Annotated in this window: 17 protein-coding genes and 2 pseudogenes; 8 read left to right on the top strand and 11 right to left on the bottom strand. The window is 68.7% G+C overall.

From position 1 onward, the window contains the following. Window positions 1-477, top strand: a pseudogene (locus EJK15_RS73695) (hypothetical protein); the annotation flags it as partial. A 357-nt stretch (window positions 478-834) separates the two neighbouring features. Here EJK15_RS73695 and EJK15_RS58950 read toward each other — a convergent pair. Further along, the gene (locus EJK15_RS58950) at window positions 835-1,314 is read right to left on the bottom strand and encodes a MarR family winged helix-turn-helix transcriptional regulator (RefSeq protein ID WP_138719140.1); all 480 of its coding nucleotides are present in this window, start codon (window positions 1,312-1,314) and stop codon (window positions 835-837) included. Window positions 1,315-1,402: 88 nt separating this feature from the next. On the opposite strand from EJK15_RS58950, the gene EJK15_RS58955 reads away from it, so the two are divergent. Further along, the gene (locus EJK15_RS58955) at window positions 1,403-2,251 is read left to right on the top strand and encodes an LLM class flavin-dependent oxidoreductase (RefSeq protein ID WP_138719141.1); all 849 of its coding nucleotides are present in this window, start codon (window positions 1,403-1,405) and stop codon (window positions 2,249-2,251) included. Between the two features lie 225 nt (window positions 2,252-2,476). Here EJK15_RS58955 and EJK15_RS58960 read toward each other — a convergent pair whose 3' ends face one another. Beyond that, window positions 2,477-3,112 carry a TetR/AcrR family transcriptional regulator gene (locus tag EJK15_RS58960; protein ID WP_138719142.1) on the bottom strand — a complete coding sequence of 212 codons (636 nt, stop codon included), beginning with the start codon at window positions 3,110-3,112 and terminating at the stop codon, window positions 2,477-2,479. Window positions 3,113-3,281: 169 nt separating this feature from the next. Between EJK15_RS58960 and EJK15_RS58965 the strand changes: the two genes are divergently transcribed. The 3 genes from EJK15_RS58965 to EJK15_RS58975 all read left to right on the top strand — a co-directional run bounded on the left by EJK15_RS58965 (window position 3,282) and on the right by EJK15_RS58975 (window position 7,092). Beyond that, window positions 3,282-3,725 (top strand): hypothetical protein, encoded by a 444-nt coding sequence (locus EJK15_RS58965; RefSeq protein WP_138719143.1) that lies wholly within the window; start codon window positions 3,282-3,284, stop codon window positions 3,723-3,725. Beyond that, a complete protein-coding gene (locus tag EJK15_RS58970) occupies window positions 3,722-4,243 on the top strand; it encodes a PNPOx family protein (RefSeq protein WP_206061892.1) in 522 nt (173 codons plus the stop codon). Before EJK15_RS58965 ends, EJK15_RS58970 begins: the two co-directional genes overlap by 4 nt. A 134-nt stretch (window positions 4,244-4,377) precedes the next feature. Beyond that, window positions 4,378-7,092 carry a helix-turn-helix transcriptional regulator gene (locus tag EJK15_RS58975; RefSeq protein ID WP_138719144.1) on the top strand — a complete coding sequence of 905 codons (2,715 nt, stop codon included), beginning with the start codon at window positions 4,378-4,380 and terminating at the stop codon, window positions 7,090-7,092. A 174-nt stretch (window positions 7,093-7,266) separates the two neighbouring features. Here the strand turns inward: EJK15_RS58975 and EJK15_RS76840 are convergent. The 4 genes and pseudogenes from EJK15_RS76840 to EJK15_RS58995 all read right to left on the bottom strand — a co-directional run. After that, a pseudogene (locus tag EJK15_RS76840) lies at window positions 7,267-7,383 on the bottom strand (FAD-dependent monooxygenase); the annotation flags it as partial. Further along, on the bottom strand, window positions 7,380-8,564 hold the full coding sequence (locus tag EJK15_RS58985) for an FAD-dependent oxidoreductase (RefSeq protein ID WP_138719145.1): 1,185 nt from the start codon (window positions 8,562-8,564) through the stop codon (window positions 7,380-7,382). The pseudogene EJK15_RS76840 and the gene EJK15_RS58985, both read right to left, overlap by 4 nt. Then, window positions 8,561-9,226, bottom strand: a complete 666-nt coding sequence (locus EJK15_RS58990; protein ID WP_138719146.1) for a carboxymuconolactone decarboxylase family protein — start codon at window positions 9,224-9,226, stop codon at window positions 8,561-8,563. Before EJK15_RS58990 ends, EJK15_RS58985 begins: the two co-directional genes overlap by 4 nt. Window positions 9,227-9,250: 24 nt before the next feature. After that, window positions 9,251-10,069, bottom strand: coding sequence for an SDR family oxidoreductase (locus EJK15_RS58995; RefSeq protein ID WP_138719147.1), 819 nt, complete (start codon window positions 10,067-10,069; stop codon window positions 9,251-9,253). 82 nt (window positions 10,070-10,151) lie between these two features. Between EJK15_RS58995 and EJK15_RS59000 the strand changes: the two genes are divergently transcribed. Then, window positions 10,152-10,697 carry a TetR/AcrR family transcriptional regulator gene (locus EJK15_RS59000; protein ID WP_138719148.1) on the top strand — a complete coding sequence of 182 codons (546 nt, stop codon included), beginning with the start codon at window positions 10,152-10,154 and terminating at the stop codon, window positions 10,695-10,697. On the opposite strand, the gene EJK15_RS59005 is transcribed toward EJK15_RS59000, so the two are convergent. Further along, complete coding sequence (locus EJK15_RS59005) at window positions 10,676-11,275, bottom strand: HXXEE domain-containing protein (protein WP_138719149.1); 600 nt, start codon at window positions 11,273-11,275, stop codon at window positions 10,676-10,678. The two genes, EJK15_RS59000 and EJK15_RS59005, sit on opposite strands and share 22 nt — an antisense overlap. Before the next feature lie 437 nt (window positions 11,276-11,712). Here EJK15_RS59005 and EJK15_RS59010 point away from each other — a divergent pair, with 437 nt between their 5' ends. Beyond that, complete coding sequence (locus EJK15_RS59010) at window positions 11,713-12,414, top strand: hypothetical protein (RefSeq protein ID WP_206061894.1); 702 nt, start codon at window positions 11,713-11,715, stop codon at window positions 12,412-12,414. Here the strand turns inward: EJK15_RS59010 and EJK15_RS59015 are convergent. Next, a complete protein-coding gene (locus tag EJK15_RS59015) occupies window positions 12,395-12,748 on the bottom strand; it encodes a response regulator transcription factor (protein ID WP_138719150.1) in 354 nt (117 codons plus the stop codon). The genes EJK15_RS59010 and EJK15_RS59015 overlap by 20 nt on opposite strands. A gap of 393 nt (window positions 12,749-13,141) precedes the next feature. Between EJK15_RS59015 and EJK15_RS71950 the strand changes: the two genes are divergently transcribed. Then, on the top strand, window positions 13,142-13,417 hold the full coding sequence (locus EJK15_RS71950) for a hypothetical protein (RefSeq protein WP_171075196.1): 276 nt from the start codon (window positions 13,142-13,144) through the stop codon (window positions 13,415-13,417). Window positions 13,418-13,425: 8 nt separating this feature from the next. On the opposite strand, the gene EJK15_RS59025 is transcribed toward EJK15_RS71950, so the two are convergent. From EJK15_RS59025 to EJK15_RS59035, 3 genes are all read right to left on the bottom strand, one after another. Continuing rightward, window positions 13,426-14,967 carry an ISKra4 family transposase gene (locus EJK15_RS59025; RefSeq protein WP_138719151.1) on the bottom strand — a complete coding sequence of 514 codons (1,542 nt, stop codon included), beginning with the start codon at window positions 14,965-14,967 and terminating at the stop codon, window positions 13,426-13,428. A gap of 72 nt (window positions 14,968-15,039) precedes the next feature. Beyond that, window positions 15,040-15,609 carry a hypothetical protein gene (locus EJK15_RS59030; RefSeq protein WP_138719152.1) on the bottom strand — a complete coding sequence of 190 codons (570 nt, stop codon included), beginning with the start codon at window positions 15,607-15,609 and terminating at the stop codon, window positions 15,040-15,042. 51 nt (window positions 15,610-15,660) lie between these two features. Next, window positions 15,661-16,699: reverse transcriptase domain-containing protein (locus tag EJK15_RS59035; RefSeq protein WP_240777901.1), on the bottom strand; the 1,039-nt coding region annotated here is incomplete at its 5' end.

The raw sequence follows: 16,699 nt of genomic DNA on the forward strand, positions 1-16,699 counted from the left end.
TCCCGGTCCCCACCTGACGCCATCACGGACGCCTTTTCCTCATCGCTCACCACGACGGTCTTCAGCCAACGCAGCATGAGGCGGTTTGAAGCCTCCCTCCGCAGGGCGACTTCGAAGGGCCACGACCTTCATCATCCGAGCAGCATCGCTCCAGATCGCTCTCCTACATCGAACTCTCCTTCGCGTTCAGGACACACAGCTACACCCATCGCCGATCCGGTCCAGCGGCCGACGGACTTCTCCGTACGACTGCGCGAAGACCTGACGCCCGCCGCCTGGCGAGAGGCCTGCGACAGTGCGGGCAAGGGGGAGATCCTGGTGCTGCCGGACGTCGACCGCCGCGCCGTCATTGGGCTCAATTTCTCTGCGGTGCTACCGGAACGGCTGGCAATGGCGACGGTGGCTGCTCGGCTGGCTGACTTCGAGGGAGCACGCGCCGCACTGACCGAGCCGGTCCGGCTACAGCTCGCTCGGTGAGCTGCGCGAGGCCAGCCCAGTCCTGACCGGCCTCGGAGATCGCCGCTTCGAGGGCTGACCGCGCCCAGCCCAGAACGGCCTTCCGGGATCCATCTGGCGGATCAGCTCCTCCGCGCGAGGGGATCGATCCCGATGGTCGCTCCAGAAACGGTTCATGAGCATCCCCGGAGCGGCTGGTCTTTCCGCTGTTCGTGCATTTCGGGGTGGGCCTGTGGGTGCCGGAGGTGAGCGGGACCTCTAACACCACCTCCTGGATCTCCTCGACGTCGATCTACGAGACCTTCGCTGAAGATCGCCCATGTGCGAAAACGGGTTGGCGAGAAGGCCGCCCGCCACCGCCCAGCGCGGTTTGCGTCGCTACCGCTCCATCCCGGACGCGCCGTAAGGGACCAGGTGGGCCAGCACGCTCTCGGCTATGGCCCCGAGGGCATCTAGCTGCTCGGGGGACAGCAGGTCGATGAAATGCCGCCGGACGGACTCCACGTGCAAGGGTGCGGCCTCCTGGATCGTGCGCAGCCCGTCCTGGGTCAGCACGACGACGGCGCCCCTGGCGTCGTTCTCGCACTCCTCGCGTGCGACCAGCCCGCGCTCCTCCATCCGGCTGATGTGGCGCGAGAGCCGGCTCTTGGACCAGAGCATCCGGTCGGCCAACTCGGTGAGCCGTCGCCGGTGTCCCTCTGACGAGGTCAGCGCGGACAGCACGTCGTAGTCCGGCATGGACAGTCCCGAGTCGGCCAGCAGGTCGCGGCCGACCTCGGCGTCCAGCAGCAATCGCATCCGCCGGTAGCCGATCCAGGCGCGGAACTCGGCGTCGTCCAGCCATCTCGGCTCAGCCATGCCTCTACCTTAGCGGGTTTGGTTGACATGTAACCAACTTGGCTGCTTGGGTTTACATGTAAACATCTAGGACGAAGGGTCGACGGATATGCGCATGTTCGGGCTGGGCTTGTCCACTTCGGCCGCGCCAGGCGCGGATCCGGTGGGCGACGCCAGGCTGGCCGAGGAGCTCGAGTTCGATTTCGTGTCGGCTTCCGACCATCCCTGCGGCGCCGAGCCGACGTACGAAGTGTGGACGCTGCTGACCTGGGTCGCGGCCGCCACGTCACGCATCCAGGTGGCCACCAGGGTGCTCGGCATGCCGTACCGGCCGCCCGCGATGGTGGCGAAGATGGCCGAGAGCCTGCACCGGTTCTCGGGCGGCAGGCTCATCCTAGGCCTCGGCGGCGGCTATTCTGATGACGAATTCCGGGCCTTCGGGCTCGGCGTGCCCTCGCCGGCGGAGAAGGTCGACGGCATGGTGGAGGGCATCCACATCATCCGCGGGCTATGGTCGGAGCCCGCCTTCACCTTCCACGGCAGCCGCTATCACACCGAGCGTGCCGACCTGGAGCCCAAACCCGACCGGCCGATCCCCATCTGGCTCGGGACGTACGGCAAGCGCGCTTTGGAGGCCACCGGGCGGCTCGCCGACGGATGGATCCCGTCGTACGGATTCGCGCCGCCGGAGCAGGCCGCAGTCCTGCGAGAGCGGGTCCTGGCCGCTGCCGAGGCGAGCGGAAGGACGGTGACCTGCGTCTACAACGTTCCGGTTCACGTGGGGGAGTCCCAGGTGTCGGAAAGAGTGGTGTCGGGGAGCGCCGAGGAGGTGGCCGAGCGGCTGCTCACGTTCTCCGGCCTGGGGTTCTCCTCGATGAACCTTATGCCTGTGGGGGACTTCAGGCAGCAGGCGGAGCGCCTGGCGTCGGACGTCGTTCCCATCCTCCGGGCGGCATAGCTCAAGGGCACGGCACGGCCGCCAGGCCCGCTCTCCGCTCGTCATGGCGACTGCCATGCGCTCCACACTCCTCGCACTTCGGCGGAGGTCCTTTGAGAGGAAGGGCCGAGGGGCGCCATGGACCCATAAGGACTGACATGTCACGACCCTCATGTCTCACTCTTGCGAGGCGGCACGTGCGGATAACGGGGGTAGCCTTAGCGCTGGTCAGCGGGCACCTCGCGGTTATGGGCGAAATGCCGGACCGCGAGTTGCGGGCGGATTCGTCGCACTCCAGATCCCGCGTAGCGGTCGCATGCCCTCCTCGACGTAGTCGGCTATGGAGCGGGTGCCGCCGTCGAGATACCACTGCTCGAGCGCGGCGAAGTAGCCGAAGGCGAGGGCGTTCGCGGTCACCCGGGCCTGCGTCTGGCTCAGCTCTCCGGTCTCGGCGAGCAGCGGTGCGATCCGCTGGCCCGCCCGGTCGAGCGTGGCGCAGACCGCCATGCGCACCGACGGCTCAGCGAAGAAGTAACGGACCCTGCGCCAGGGTCCCTTCTCCGCCGGCGGGCCTTCGTCCTCGGATGCGCCCTCTGGCGCGGCTTCGTAGGCATGGACGGCCCGGAGCAGACTGCCGACCGGATCGCCGGGGGTGAGGAACTCTTTGATCGCCTCCAGGCTCATGCTGTCGAACTCATCGGCGACCAGGATCCCTTCCTTCGTGCTGAAGAAGCGATACACCGACGATGGTGAGACCTCGGCCGCAGCCGCGATCTCCTCGATCGTGACAGCACTGAACCCCTTCTCGTCGAAGAGATCGAGGGCGCGTTCCCGGATGGTGCGCATGGCCTTGAGCCGCCAGCGTTCACGAAGCCCGCTCATGTGTTCAGGGTAGCAGCAAGTCCCACGCTTCAGAATGTCTCTGTCATTAGACATTGACTGTCCGAAAATTGAGATCTAGAGTCACTCGCTAGAGAAAGTGGCTGTCTCAATCGGTGCTGCGGGCACCACGCCTCGCCCGGCACCCTGCTCATCTAGAAGGACTCCTGTCATGACGACGCTGAAGCAGAGACCGCGCAACCGAAGCGCACTGACGACGATGTACGTCGGGGCGGGCCTCACCGCGATCGCCTCCCTCTTTCCGTTCCTCGACCAAGCCGCCTTGGCCGACCACATCAGGGCGGGCTATGCCGCCTACGAGCCCGCCGCGATCGATGCCGCCGTCGCCGCGTACCTCGCGATCCTGGCCACGGTCGGAGGACTGGGACTCCTCGGCTGGCTCGGCGTTATGTGGGCCGTCCGTGCCGGTAAGAGCTGGGCTTCCTGGCTGGCCGCCGGGCTGCTCGCGATCGCGGCCTGCTTCGCGGTCGCCGCGCTGACCATCCGCGACACCTCGGGAGACGTTGGTCTCGCGCCGCTGCTGAGCTGGCTGCAGGTCCTTCCGTGTCTCGCCGGTCTCGCCGCGGTCGCACTGCTGTGGAGAAGGGCGGGATGAGCATCTGCCGTGTTGTCGTACGGGGGGTCGTGGCGCTCAAGCGCGCGATGTATCGCGGCGGGCGGCCGAATGCGCTCATGCGGCTCATGAACCAGCTCGACGTCCTGGTGTACGGGGCTCGGCGGCTGCGGCTCTCCCGGGCCGCCGTGTTGAAGGTGGTGGGACGCCGCAGTGGGAACATGACGTCGGTTCCGGTCGCGGTCACCGGTTACCGCGGCGCCGAGTTCCTCGTCTCGATGCTCGGGCCGGACGCGAACTGGGTGCGGAACGTCCAGACTGCCGGCGGCAAGGCCGTGCTCCGTCGCCGGGGGCGCGAGACGCCGATCCTGCTCGAGGAGATCCCGGCCGAGCATCGCGCCGAGATCCTGCGCCGCTACCTCGCCGCCGCGCCCGGCGCCCGGCCACACCTGGGACTGACCCCGACATCACCTCTGCCGGAGTTCCGCAGGATCGCACCTGGTCACCCTGTCTTCCGCATCCACCCCGTTGATGCCCATACGCAAGCGGCGAGCGAGTGAGCGACCAACCCTAAAGCAGGGTGGCACGACCAGCAGCGGACCGTGAGGATTCCGCCTCGCGGCCTGCGTGGCCATCGGTGCGGGCAACACGTCCTCCCACGTCACATTACGGACAACCGTTTTCTTGGAGTGCCATGTTGTACGGGCGTCAGGCGGAGCAGTCCGTCATCGGCGAGTTGCTGGAGGGCCGGTCCGGCGCTTTGGTGGTGCGTGGCGAGGCGGGCATCGGCAAGTCGGCTCTTCTGGAGTCCTGCGTGGCGAGTGCGCGGGTGCGGGTGCGGGTGCTGCGGGTGACCGGTGTGGAGTCCGAGGCGGATCTGCCGTTCGCGGCCTTGCATCTGCTGCTGCGCCCGGTCGTGGATCACATCGAGGCGTTGCCGCCGCAGCAGGCGGAGGCGTTGCGTGGTGCGCTCGGCCTGGGCGGCGCGATCCGGGGCGATCGTTTCCTTGTCGGGCTGGCGACGCTGAGCCTGCTGGTGGAGCTGTCGGCGGCGGGCCCGGTGGTGTGCGTGGTCGATGACGCGCAGTGGCTGGATGGTGAGTCGGCCGATGCGCTGTTGTTCGCCGCGCGCCGCCTGTATGCCGAGCCCGTTGTCGTGCTGTTCGGCGCGCGGGAGGGCGGCTTCCCCGCGCGGGGTTTGCCCGAGCTGCGGCTGGGCACGCTGGATGCCGAGGCCGCCCGGACGGTTCTCGCCGAGCAGACGGCGGACCTGCCGCCGGCCGTACGCGACCAGCTCGTCGCCGAGGCCCGCGGCAATCCCTTGGCGCTGGTCGAGCTGCCCCGCATGCTCACCGCCGAACAGCGCAGTGGCGCCCTCGTCCCGTTGTCGTTCTCCCTCGGTACGGCGCAACCGGTGACCGACAGGGTGCTGATCGGCTTCCGCGATCGGATCGCGGCGCTGCCCGACGCCACCCGCTCCTGCCTGCTGGTGGCGGCCCTCGATCACCACGACGAGCTGGACGTGCTCGCGCGCGCCGTCGGCCTGCTCGGAGCCTCGCTGGCCGACTTCGCCGAAGCCGAGCGAGCCGGCCTGGTGCGGGTGGGCTTAGGGGGTGTGGCCTTCCACCACCCGCTGGTGCGCACCGCAGTGCTGCTGGGCTGTGACATCGCCGTCCGGATGGCCGCGCACCGGGCGCTGGCCGAGACGGTCGACGACGACCGGCGGACCTGGCACCTGGCCGCCGTCACCCTGCAGCCCGACGAGGAAGTGGCAGGGAAGCTGGAGAGCCTGGCGCTGCGCGCACGCCGGCGCGGCGGGCAGACGGCGGTGTCGGCGGCCTACGCACGCGCGGCCGAGCTGTCGGCCGATCCCGGCCAGGCCGCACGCCGGTGGACCGCCGCAGCCGAGGCCGCGGCCGAGGCCGGCCTGTGGCAGCGCGCGGATGAACTGGTGGCCAGGGCGCAGCAGCAGGCCGAGGCGACGACACTGAAGGGCGCTGACCTGGCAGATCTCGCCCAGGTGAAAGCGAAGCTGGAAATCGAGTCCGGCCGGCCGCTGGAGGGCGTGCGCCTACTGCACGAGGGGGCCGAGGCAGCCGACGACCTGCCCGTCAAGCTGTCGCTGCTCAGCCTTGCGGGCTTCTACACCTGGGCCAGCGCGTCCCACCCCGACCAGGTCGCGCTGGCCCGCCGTAGCGAGGAACTGTGCCCGGACGGCGACGGGCTGGCCGCTGTGGTGCGCACGTTCAACCACGCCTTCCGCCTGATCCTCGAGGGTGACGCCGTGACCACGCTCACCTACCCAATGCCGGATCAGGCCGAGCGCATCCCCTTCGAGGTGCGCTTCATCATCGCCTACCAGAGCATGGTCCGCGCCGACCTCGACGGCATGCTGGAGGGCTCGGCCCAGATCGTCGAAGAGTGCCGGGCCGAGGGACGTCTGGGACGCATGCCCCAGGCCATGACGATCTTCACCATCGCGCAGCTCCTCAACGGGCACCACCGCTCCGCACGGTCCGCGATGGCCGCGGGTCTGGCCCTGGCCGCCGACGTCGGCCAGCCGCAGTGGGGCAGCTACCTGGCGGGCGTGCACGCCTGGCTGTCCGCGATCGCCGGCGCGCAGGAGGAATGTGCGGCGATGGCCGCGCAAGCCATCCGCGACGCCGGCCACCGCCGGTGGATGCCGGGATACTGCTGGGCCGAGTACGCCCTCGCAGCTCTGGACTTCGGGCTGGGCCGCTACGAAGCGATGCTCGACCGGGTGGACCGGGCCATGTCCGGTCCCGCCAGCCACGCCTTCCTGTGGCGGTATTCCTGGCCCGACTACGTCGAGGCCGCCGTCCGGGCGGGGGATCCGCAGCGCGCCCAGGAGCCGCTGAGACTCTACGCCGAATGGGCCGAGGCCACCGGCCGGGCCGCGCCGCTTGCCGTCCTGCATCGGGTCCGTGCACTGCTGGCCCCGGACAGCGAGGCCGGGGGACTGTACGAGCGGGCGCTGACCCTGCACAGCGAGGCCGAGCAGCCCTTCGACCAGGCACGCACCCGCCTGCTCTACGGCAAGTGGCTGCGCCGCCACAAGCGGCGCGCCGAGGCACGCACCCAGCTCCAAGCCGCCATGAACGCCTTCGACCAACTCGGCGCGGCTCCCTGGTCCGACCGCGCGGCCGCCGAGCTGCGCGCCACCGGGCTCTCCCTACCGGACCATGCCCGTGCCGGAGATCCACTGGACGTGCTGACACCGCAGGAGCTCCAGGTGGTACGGCTGGCCGTCACCGGCGCATCCAACCGCGAGATCGGCGCGCAACTCTTCCTGAGCCCACGCACGGTCGCCTCCCACCTGTACAAGGCCTTTCCCAAGCTGGGCGTCTCCTCGCGCGCCGAGCTGACCAGGCTCCCAGGACTGACCTGAGGGCAGGTCACACCCGGCCGCGAACAGCTTCGAGGGGATCTTCTTGAACGATGGGAAGTACCTGGCCAGTGGCCGGGTGCCCTTGCTCGAGAGGCCGGGCAGTGGCTCCGCCAGCTCGCCCAGGCCCCGTTCGTCCATCAGCCGGATCGTGGAGGCGTGCATGGTGTCGCCGCGGAAGTCGCGCACGAAGTCCTGGTGCTTTCCCAGCACGGCGACCTCGACGCCATTGCGGGCCAGGAGCAGGCCGGGCATCAGCCCGACCCGACCGCCGCCCGAGATGGCGATGCTCATTTCGGGATCTCATGGATGCGCTCGGGGCGGAAGCCGAAGGCGAGGAAGTGTCCGGCCAGGTAGTGGGGGATGGCGGTGCGCTGGATCAGAAGGCGGAGCAGGCCCGGCGGCTGGCCGTCCTTCCACCTGCCGTCGAAGGCCTGACGCTGCAAGATTGCCTGCACCTGCTGGGTGAGGACGGTGGGCCATTCGCGGTGGTGTTCAACGGCGGCCAGATGGCCGTCGTCGAGGGTGCCGTCCAGGAGCGGGCGGGTGAGGATGTTGGCGGTGGCGATGGCGTCCTGGATGGCCAGGTTGATGCCGACCCCGCCGACCGGGGACATGGCGTGGGCGGCGTCGCCGATGCACAGCAGGCCGGGCTGGTGCCAGGTGTGCAGTCGGTTGATCTGTACCTCCAGGAAGCCCATGGCCTCGAAGGAGGTCAGCTCGCCGGTGCGGTTGGCGAGCATCGGGGCCACCTGGGCCACGTCCCGGCGGAAGGCTTGGATGCCTCTAGCTTTGCAGTCGTCGAAGCCGCCCTTGCCGATCAGGTAGCCGCACTGCCAGAACTCGCCGCGGTCGATGGCGACCATGCCACGGCCGGGGGCGAGCTGGTAGATGAGGTTCTCCTGGTCGTCCGGGTGCCGGGTCAGGCGGAACCAGATCACGTCGATGGGGGCCTCGAGCTCGTGCAGGTGCATTCCGGCCGCTTGCCGTACCGCCGAATTGCGGCCGTCGGCTCCGACGACCAGATCGGCGTGGAACTCGCGGCCGTCGTTGCAGCGGACCCCCACGACCTTGCCGACCCGGCGGATGACGTCGCGCACTGGGGTGCTCAGGTGCAGGGTGAAATTCGGGTATCGCTGGGCCTCTTCGGCGAGCAGGTTGAGGAAGTCCCACTGTGGCACGAAGGCGATGTACGGAAATTTCACCTTCATCCCGGTGAACGCGTCGATGGGTGTGAGGTCGCCGCCCAGGGCCACGTTGAGTGTGGTGACCTTGCGGTGCTTGAGCTGGTGGAAGCGCTCCGAAAGGCCCAGTTGGTCGAGTGCTTCCAGGGTGGAGGGATGCACGGTGTCGCCCTGGAAGTCGCGCACGAAGTCCTGGTGTTTCTCCAGGACGGTGACCTCGACGCCATTGCGAGCCAGCAGCAGGCCGAGCATCATCCCGGCCGGACCACCTCCGGCTATCACCACGCTCATGCGCCCTCCCCCGGCTGCGAGAGCAGCGCCGCCGCGGCCGCCCAGACCCGCGGCATACCGAACTCGGCCACACCACGGAGCAGGTCGCGCAGGGTCTCGTCGGTGGCCCCGGCCGATCTGGCCAGCTCGGCGTGCAGGCACAGGGATGGGCCGAGCGTCTGGTAGAAGACGTCCACGACCAGGCAGGCGATCGCACGTTCGCGGACGCTGAGATAGGGGCGGGCCCAGCGCTGGGCGAATTGGTCCTCGGTGAAGGTGGCCAGACCGCGGTCCACGTCCTCCAGGGCGCGTACGGCTCGCGCGAGCGGTCCAGTCGGCGGCGCGGGTTCTACGGGCTTGTCATCCTGCGCTGCGGGGAGGCCGAGCTCGGTCAAGCGCTGGAAGGCGGTGACCACGATCGGGTAGCCCACATACGGGGCCAGGTGCCGGTAGAGCTCGCGGATCGACTCGGGATCGACGCCGTTGGCCAGAGCCATCTGCACATGCATCGCCAGAGGCAGGTCCAGGTGCGGGTGACATAGATCGGCGGTCAGGCAGATGAAGGCCTTCTCGCGCATGGTCAGGTGGGTCAGGCCCCAGAGGTTGTGGCCCACACCGACGGCGAGCTGGGCAAAGACGGGGTCGAGGGCGGCGAGGGCGTCGGCTCCGGCGAGTGGGGGCATGGTGGGACTCCGTTCAGAAGAGGTTCAAGACAGGCCGAGGGCACGCAGGCGCAGCCGGTCGAGGGTGTACTGGGGAACGATGCGGCCCAGGGTGCTCATCAGCCTGGACTTCTTGCCCACTGGGTAGCGGGAGCGGGGCTTGTTCGAGGTAAGGGCGTGCAGGACGGCGCGGGCGACGACGTCGGGGCTGGAGCCGGAGCGTTCCTCCTTCAGCCCGCTGGTGGTCATGGTGCGGTAGGCGGAGCCGTACAGCCGCCTGCCCTGTTCGCCGAGGGAGGCCAGCCGGGGTTCGACCTCGTCTTCGAGCTTGTCGACGGCGTCGGTGTGGATGGAGCCGGGTTCGATGAGGACGGCGTGGATGCCCCAAGGCTTGAGCTCCATGCGTAGCGCGTCGTTGAGGGAGCGGATGGCGTGCTTGGAGGAGCACAGCGGGCCACCGAAGGGCAGGGTGATCCAGCTGCCCACCGAACCAACGGTGATCACCCGGCCGTGTGAGGCGCGCAATTTGGGCAGCATGGCCTGGGTGACGGCGATCTGGCCGAAGACGTTGACCTCGTACTGCCAGCGCAGCGCGTCCAGCGGGACGAATTCGAGGGGTCCGGTGACGCCGATGCCGGCGTTGTTGACCAGGGCGTCTAGGTGGCCGAGGCGCTTGGCGGCCTCGGCGATCTGGCCGGCGTTGGTGACGTCGAGCTTGATCGGGGTGACGGTCGGGCCGAGTGCCTGGCCGTCTGCCTCCTTGCGAACGCCAGCGTAGACGGTGAAGCCCTCGCGGGCCAGTAGCAGGGCGGTGGCGCGGCCGATTCCGGTGGATGCGCCGGTCACCAGCACGGTCTTCGACATGTTTGTTCCCTTCGTCGTATGCCAACAATTGTTGACCTAGATCCATTGCAAAGTCAACACATGTTGGCCTACATTTGTTGACATGAGGAGATCGGCAGCAGAGACCAAGGCGGCGATCCTGGCCGCGGCCCGCGCGCGCTTCGCCGCCGACGGCTACGAGAAGGCGACGATCAGGGCGATCGCCGCCGAGGCCGGCATCGACCCGGCGATGGTGATGCGCTACTTCGGCTCCAAGGAGAAGCTGTTCGCCACCGCCGCCGAGTTCGACCTGCGATTGCCCGACCTGAACCAGGTCCCTCGCGAACGTCTGGGCGAAACGGTTATCCGGCATTTCCTGGAGCGGTGGCAAGCTGATGACGCGCTGCAGATCCTGCTGCGCACAACGGTGACGAACGAAGCCGTGGCTGCGCGCACGCGCGAGGTCTTCGGCACTCAGCTCGCGCCGATGATGGTCGCCCTCGCGGGAGGCCGGGCCGCCACCCGGGCGATGTGCGTGGCGTCCCAGGTGCTGGGGATGGCGCTGTGCCGCTACATCCTGAAATTCCCCCCAGCGGTAGACATGTCGGATGACGAGTTGGTCGAATGGCTCGGACCGACCCTCCAGCGCTACCTCACCGGCAGCGGCTGAGCCGCCTGCTCGGCGGCCTTGAGCTGGCGGTTCTCCTTGATGAGGCAGTAGATCAGCAGTCCGCTCATGATGAAATGGCCGCCGGCGGTGTACAGGCCGGGGAAGTAGCCGCCCTTGATGATCGGGAAGACGAAGTGGGCGATGCCGTTGAGCAGGCCGGCACCCAGGGCGTACCACCACAGGAAGAAGTTGGCCACCCGGATCCGGTAGAGCGCGCCCGCGCCGGCGAAGAAGTACAGCGCGCCGAAACCGAAGACGAACACGAGCAGGAACTCCTTCTCCGGCCAGTCCCGTGGCGAGTCGAACAGCTCGACGATCTCGTGGGGGAAGCCGCCGGTGTACTCCTCGGCCATGTGGATGAGCTGGAAGCCCACCGCGCACAGGTAGATGGCGATGACCTTCCTGGACTTCACCGGGCGGGCGTAGCTGAAGGCCAGCCAGCCAATCCAGGCCAGCACGCTGGCCACCACGAGGACCGCGGCACCCTGGATGGGGAGGGTGAGCAGCGCCCAGGCGCAGAACGCGACGGCCAGGATCGCCATAACGGTCGCCGAGTAGGGTTCAGGTCGCTTGGTCATAGCCCGGACCCTACGAATCTCGAGGTGATCGCCGCCTCCGTCACGTGACTGATGTTCGTACGCGGTCACACCAGTCAAGCGACGGAGGCGAGGCACAACGGCCTCGGCTAAGCGTCTTCACCCATACACCCCGCGAGCCTAGAGCTGGCGTTGCGCTCGCTTGCCGACGGGGGCAGATCGACCGGTTCGCCGTGGCCCGGGCAGAGCCCCGCCGCGTTGCCGGCCGTACGCGAAGGGACGTTCTCGACGCTGCCCGCATCTCGTGGTCACCAGCACGGACGGGACCATCTCCCGGCACGTGCCCCTCGTTGTATGGGAGCTGTCGACCACCCTCACCGGAGTCCAAGGGGAAGGAGGTGATCAGCATGGTGATTCAGTCAGGTGACTGAGGCGCCGGAGACGGGTGCGGCCTAGCGTCGGCGGCATGAAGCTGATCAATGATCACCTGGCCGTCAAGGCGCGCGCTGCCCACGACCGGCGACGGTTTCGTCGTGCTGGCCGGCGAGGTCGGCACCTGGCGCGGCTACTTCCCGTCTCCCCCCACCCGGCTGGCCGCTCACCTCAAGTCCTTGGCCGCGGGCGTCGAGGCTCGTGAGGCCAACGTGTTCCGCGCCCTGTTCCACACCCCGGGAGAGGGCGACAAGCTCCTGGCCGCCAGAGGTATCCAACCGGCACGCTACGACGTCGTCGTGCTGATCCGCACCGTGTCCGTGGAGGCGGCACTCGCCGTGCGCGAGAGCGCGGCCTACAAGGAACTGGCCCAGACGCTGCGCGCGGCGGCTCGCCGAACCCACGAGATCGTCGCGCGCAACGCCGGCCGGCTCGGCGATGTGGACCGCAGCCAGGACCATCAGTTCCTGTTCAACTACTTCTATGCCGACGACCACGAAACCCTGCTGAAGGTGTTCGACTACACCGCCGGCTGGTTCCAGGCCAAGACCGCGCTGCCCAACTCCGCACTGATGCAGCCCCTGGAGGGCGAAAGCGCCGACTACGGGCTCATCAACCACGCGAGCTGGCCGACCCTGCGCGCCTTCCTGCCCAGCCTGATCTTCCGGCCCACCTTCCGCACCTTCGTGCTGGCCAACTTCAAGGCCAACGGCGTCGCCGCGCAGCCGATCATCTACCGCCGGGTGTGAGCCGCGCCAGCTCGGCACGGGAGGCCACACCTAGTTTGGGGAAGGCCTTGTACAGGTGGGAGGCGACGGTGCGCGGGCTCAGGAACAGCTGGGCGGCGATCTCCCGGTTGGATGCGCCCGTGATGGCCAGCCGGACGACCTGCAGCTCCTGCGGGGTAAGTGAGGCCAGCGGGTCGTGTGCCGCGGCCGGGCACCGAGACGCCGGCCGCGCGCAGTTCGCCGGCCGCGCGGGCCGACCACGGCGCGGCGCCCAGCCGGTCGAAGGACTCCTTGGCGCTCTCCAGGTGGGAACGGGCCTCGCCGCGTCGCTGGTGACGGCGCAGCCACTCGCCATACACCAGCCGGGTGCGCGCCAGGTCGAAGGGCTGCTCGCGCTCCAGGTGCAGCTGCAAGGCACGCTCGTACAGGCGCGCGGCGCGGTCGTCGGCGGCCATCAGCGCCCGGGCCCGGTACTGGACGGCCAGGGGGCCCGGCTGTTCGGTGGAATCCGCCCAGGCCGCGTGGTGACGTAGCGTCTGCGCGGCCCGCTCGGGCGTGCCGGCTCTGACGGCCGCCTCGACGTAGTCGGGCCAGGCGTAGCGCCACACGAACGCGTGGCGTGACGGGCCGGCCGTCGCCCTGTCCATGCGGGCGAGCGCCGTCTCGTAACGGCCCAGGCCCAACTCCAGTTGCACCCCGGCGTACTCGGCCCAGGCTCGGCATCCACCGCAGAGTCTCGGAGAGCTGGATGGCTTCGGCGGCCAAGGCCGCGTACTCCCGCTCGGCGCCGGCGACCGCCGAAAGCGCGGCGTGCACCCCGGCCAGGTATCCACGCCAGACCGGCTGGCCCACATCGGCGGCCAAGGCCAGCCCTTCGGCCGCCGTGTCACGCGCGGCCTGGTGCCTGCCATCCATCAGCTGGGCGATGGCCAGGACGGTCATCGCCTGCGGCATCCGCCCCAGGCTGCCCCCGGTCCGGCACTCGGTGACCAGCGCGGTCGCGGCGTCGAGCATCTCGTCGTAGTCGGTTGGTCAGGCTGTAAGGGCGTATCCGTCCTGGTAGCGGGTTTGGTGGACACGCTCGTGTTGTCGGGCGAGGTGGTAATTCCAGTAAGCGTCGAGATGCCCGTTGGCGGTCACGGCGCGTAGCTTCAGCACCGCTTCGGCTCCGGTCAGGCCCCAGCGTGCTCCGGCCAGGTCGAATCTGTCGGCGATCAGATGGCGGCAGGCGCCCTCGATCACGTCGGTCGCGATCGGCCATCCCTCCTCGAGCGCTTGGTCGTAGCGCAGATGTTCGGCGTTGTTGGTCAGGTAGCGGATGCAGGCGTCGATGCCGTCGCGGCGCCGGGCGGGTAACGCGGTGGCTTGGGCGGTCAAAGCGGTGACGACCTGGTCGGTGTGCCCGGCCAGCAGCGCCAGGGCATGGGCGGCGACCCAGTCCTCGGCGGCCGGGGCGGCGGGTGGGTGCAGGCTCCAGGCCGCAGCCCACAACTTTTCGATCACGTGGACGAAGTCGATGACGATGTGCACGGCTATGCCGCGGCGATCAGCCTCGGCGCGGATGAGGCCGAGCTGGTGCCGGGCTCCATCGACGAGCACGACCCAGGGACGGGCATGCGTGGGGTCGCGGGCCTCGGCGTGGTCGAAGACCTTGGCGATCACAGTACCGGGGTCGGTGATGATCGAGCCGCACAGCCACTTGCGCTGTGCGCGTGGCCTGGCCCGCGGCCGGCGCTGCCCGCCCCCTCCGCCGGGGACGGCGATCACATCGTGGGGCCGCCGGGGTGCGGGTTCGGCGTCGTAGACCACGCCGAGGGTGGCCATCCGCTTGCGAGCCGCCTTCTCCCCCGAGGCCAGCCGGGTGCGGAAGGTCGCCCTGGCGCGGGCGGCGGCCTTGGCGGTCGCGGGCCGCAGCGCCTCAGGGCGCATCGCGACGCCCTTGGCGTCCACGCTGAGCGCCAGCACCGTGCACGACGTGCACGGCAGCAGAGTCTGCGCGGCGTAGAAGGCGTCGACATCGGCCGCGGCCTCGGCCACGAGCTGCTCGATCTGCCGTTTGCCGATCACCTGACCGCAGCGCGCGGTGATGGCCGCGTGGGCGGTGTCGAACGAGCCGCGCACCGCTTCGATCACCGCCAGCTTGGCCAGCCCGGCCGAGTGCCGCACCGCTGGCAACGACAGCACCGCGTCCGCTGGATACAGGTTGCCGGCGTTCGGGGCGCGCCAGGCGCATCGGGTGATGCTCACCGTTCCGACCACGGTGGCCAGCAGGCGGTGATGCCCCATCTCCACCCGCCCTCGCACCACGCCGTCGGCCCCGGTCACCGTCAGGGCCGGCCCGTCATGGCGGGCGCGGTGCACCTGCTGCCGCTCGCGTAACGCCCGCAGGTCAAGGTGGGCCTGCAGCAGCTGGCGTTGCAGCTCACGTCCCTGCTCGACGATCGTTTCCTCCAGCTGATCATGCGTCAGCGACGCGGCTGCCGCAGCGGTGAGCTGTCCGATCAGACAGTTGAATGTGTTCCTCGCCTCCGCAAAGACGTCAGCGGTGACGTCTGTGTCGTACGGTGCCTGCACAGGGCTCTTCTTTCGTCCAGGGTCGATTTGGTTGGCGCCTTCGAACCTGACGGCGGAAGAGCCCCGCCACAATCACCTGCCCGGTGACGAGGTGATGCCGTCTGGTAACTCTCCGTCGGCCTGCCCGGCCACCTCGCGGGCCACGGGATCGGTCACCGTAAACAGTCCCGGTCCCTCTTCACGCGCCCACCCGCGTTCCACCAGCCGCTTGAGCTTGGAGCGCAGCCCTTCCCGCTTGGCGGCCTCATCCGGCAGCCCCATCGCCACCGCGATCTGCCCGGCCCGCATCGCCTGCCCGGCATCGACCATGATCTCCACCGCGTCCCGGTACGCCCGCGGCAACACCGCCACCGTCATGCCCGGCTGCCGCGGCGGCACCGTCACCACACCAAGCGCCGACGGCCCCACCTGCACCGAAGCGGCCACGTCGACGACCTCGGCAGCACCTGCGGGCTCGTCGACCAGTTGGGCCGCCTCGCCCACGATCTCCTCCACGGTCTCCCGCGTGATCACCAGCCGCGACAACCGATCCTGCTCGGCCTCCAGCCGTGACTCCAAAGCGATGATCTGCTCCCGGATCTCCTCGATCCGCTGCCGGGCCACAGCCTCCCGCCGCGCCAGTTCCTCCAGCAACGAACCCACCGCCACCACCGCCTTACACGCCTGCACCCACGGTAGAAGGCGGCACCCCAATCAACCAGTCATGACCATAAAAGCCCAGCTCAGACTCTCACTGAGGAAGAGCCGCACCCAATGCTGATCGACGATCCAGTACGTCGGCTTGTTCGGATGGCTGTGCGTAGCCCATTTGAACGTGAGCTGCCACACGTAGTTGTCCAGGGCGGCGAACACTCTGGACGACACCATGCTGCGGTAGTACGCAGCCCAGCCCCGCACGATGGGGTCGAGCCGGGCGATGACCGCTTTGGCGTTCGAGCCGCGCAGGGAGCGCATCTCGGTCGCTAGCCGCAGTTTCAACCGCCTGACCGCCGGAGCGCTCGGTTTGGTCATCAGCCTGCCGTGGGAGTAGCGGCGGATGTTCACCCCGAGAAAATCGAACCCATCGGAGAGGTGCACGATCTTCGTCTTGTCTTCGTTGAAGACAAGACCCCTGGGTTCCAGCCGCTCGGCGAGCTTCGCCTTGACCTGCTGCGCCTGCCGCTGGCTATGGCAGAGCGCGATCATGTCATCGGCGTATCTGACCACGATCGGGCAGCCCGCCACCGTGTCACCCGCCCGTGAGCGGATGTGGTAGCGAACCCCGGCGGCCTCCTCCAGCCCATGCAGCGCAACGTTCAGGAGTAACGGACTGATCACGCCTCCCTGGGGAGTTCCCTCTCCGGTAGGTGCGAACCCGGTCTCCTTCTCGAACACCCCGGCCTTGAGCCAGTCCCGGATCATGTCCCTGGCCGGGAACGATCCGAGGGCCTCCAGCAGCCGGGAGTGGTCGATCCTGTCGAACGCCGCCGCCAAGTCCGCGTCCAAGATCCAGGCCCGTTTCGCGTTTCTTTGACTCGTGGCCTGGAAAATGGATTCGATCGCGTCCTGGCAACTGCGACCCGGTCTGAACCCGAAGGATCGAGGTTCGAACCGGGCCTCCCACTCAGCCTGGATCCACGGCTTGATTCTTCGTGTCATTTCTTGGTCCATTTCTTCGACGAGGACCGCTCCTGCAGGTAAAAGCCCAGTTCCGGGGCGTGTGGGATCCGCCGTGCTCTGGTCGCGGCTTGTC

The organism is Nonomuraea basaltis (assembly GCF_005893125.1).
In the GTDB taxonomy this organism is placed as follows: domain Bacteria; phylum Actinomycetota; class Actinomycetes; order Streptosporangiales; family Streptosporangiaceae; genus Nonomuraea; species Nonomuraea basaltis.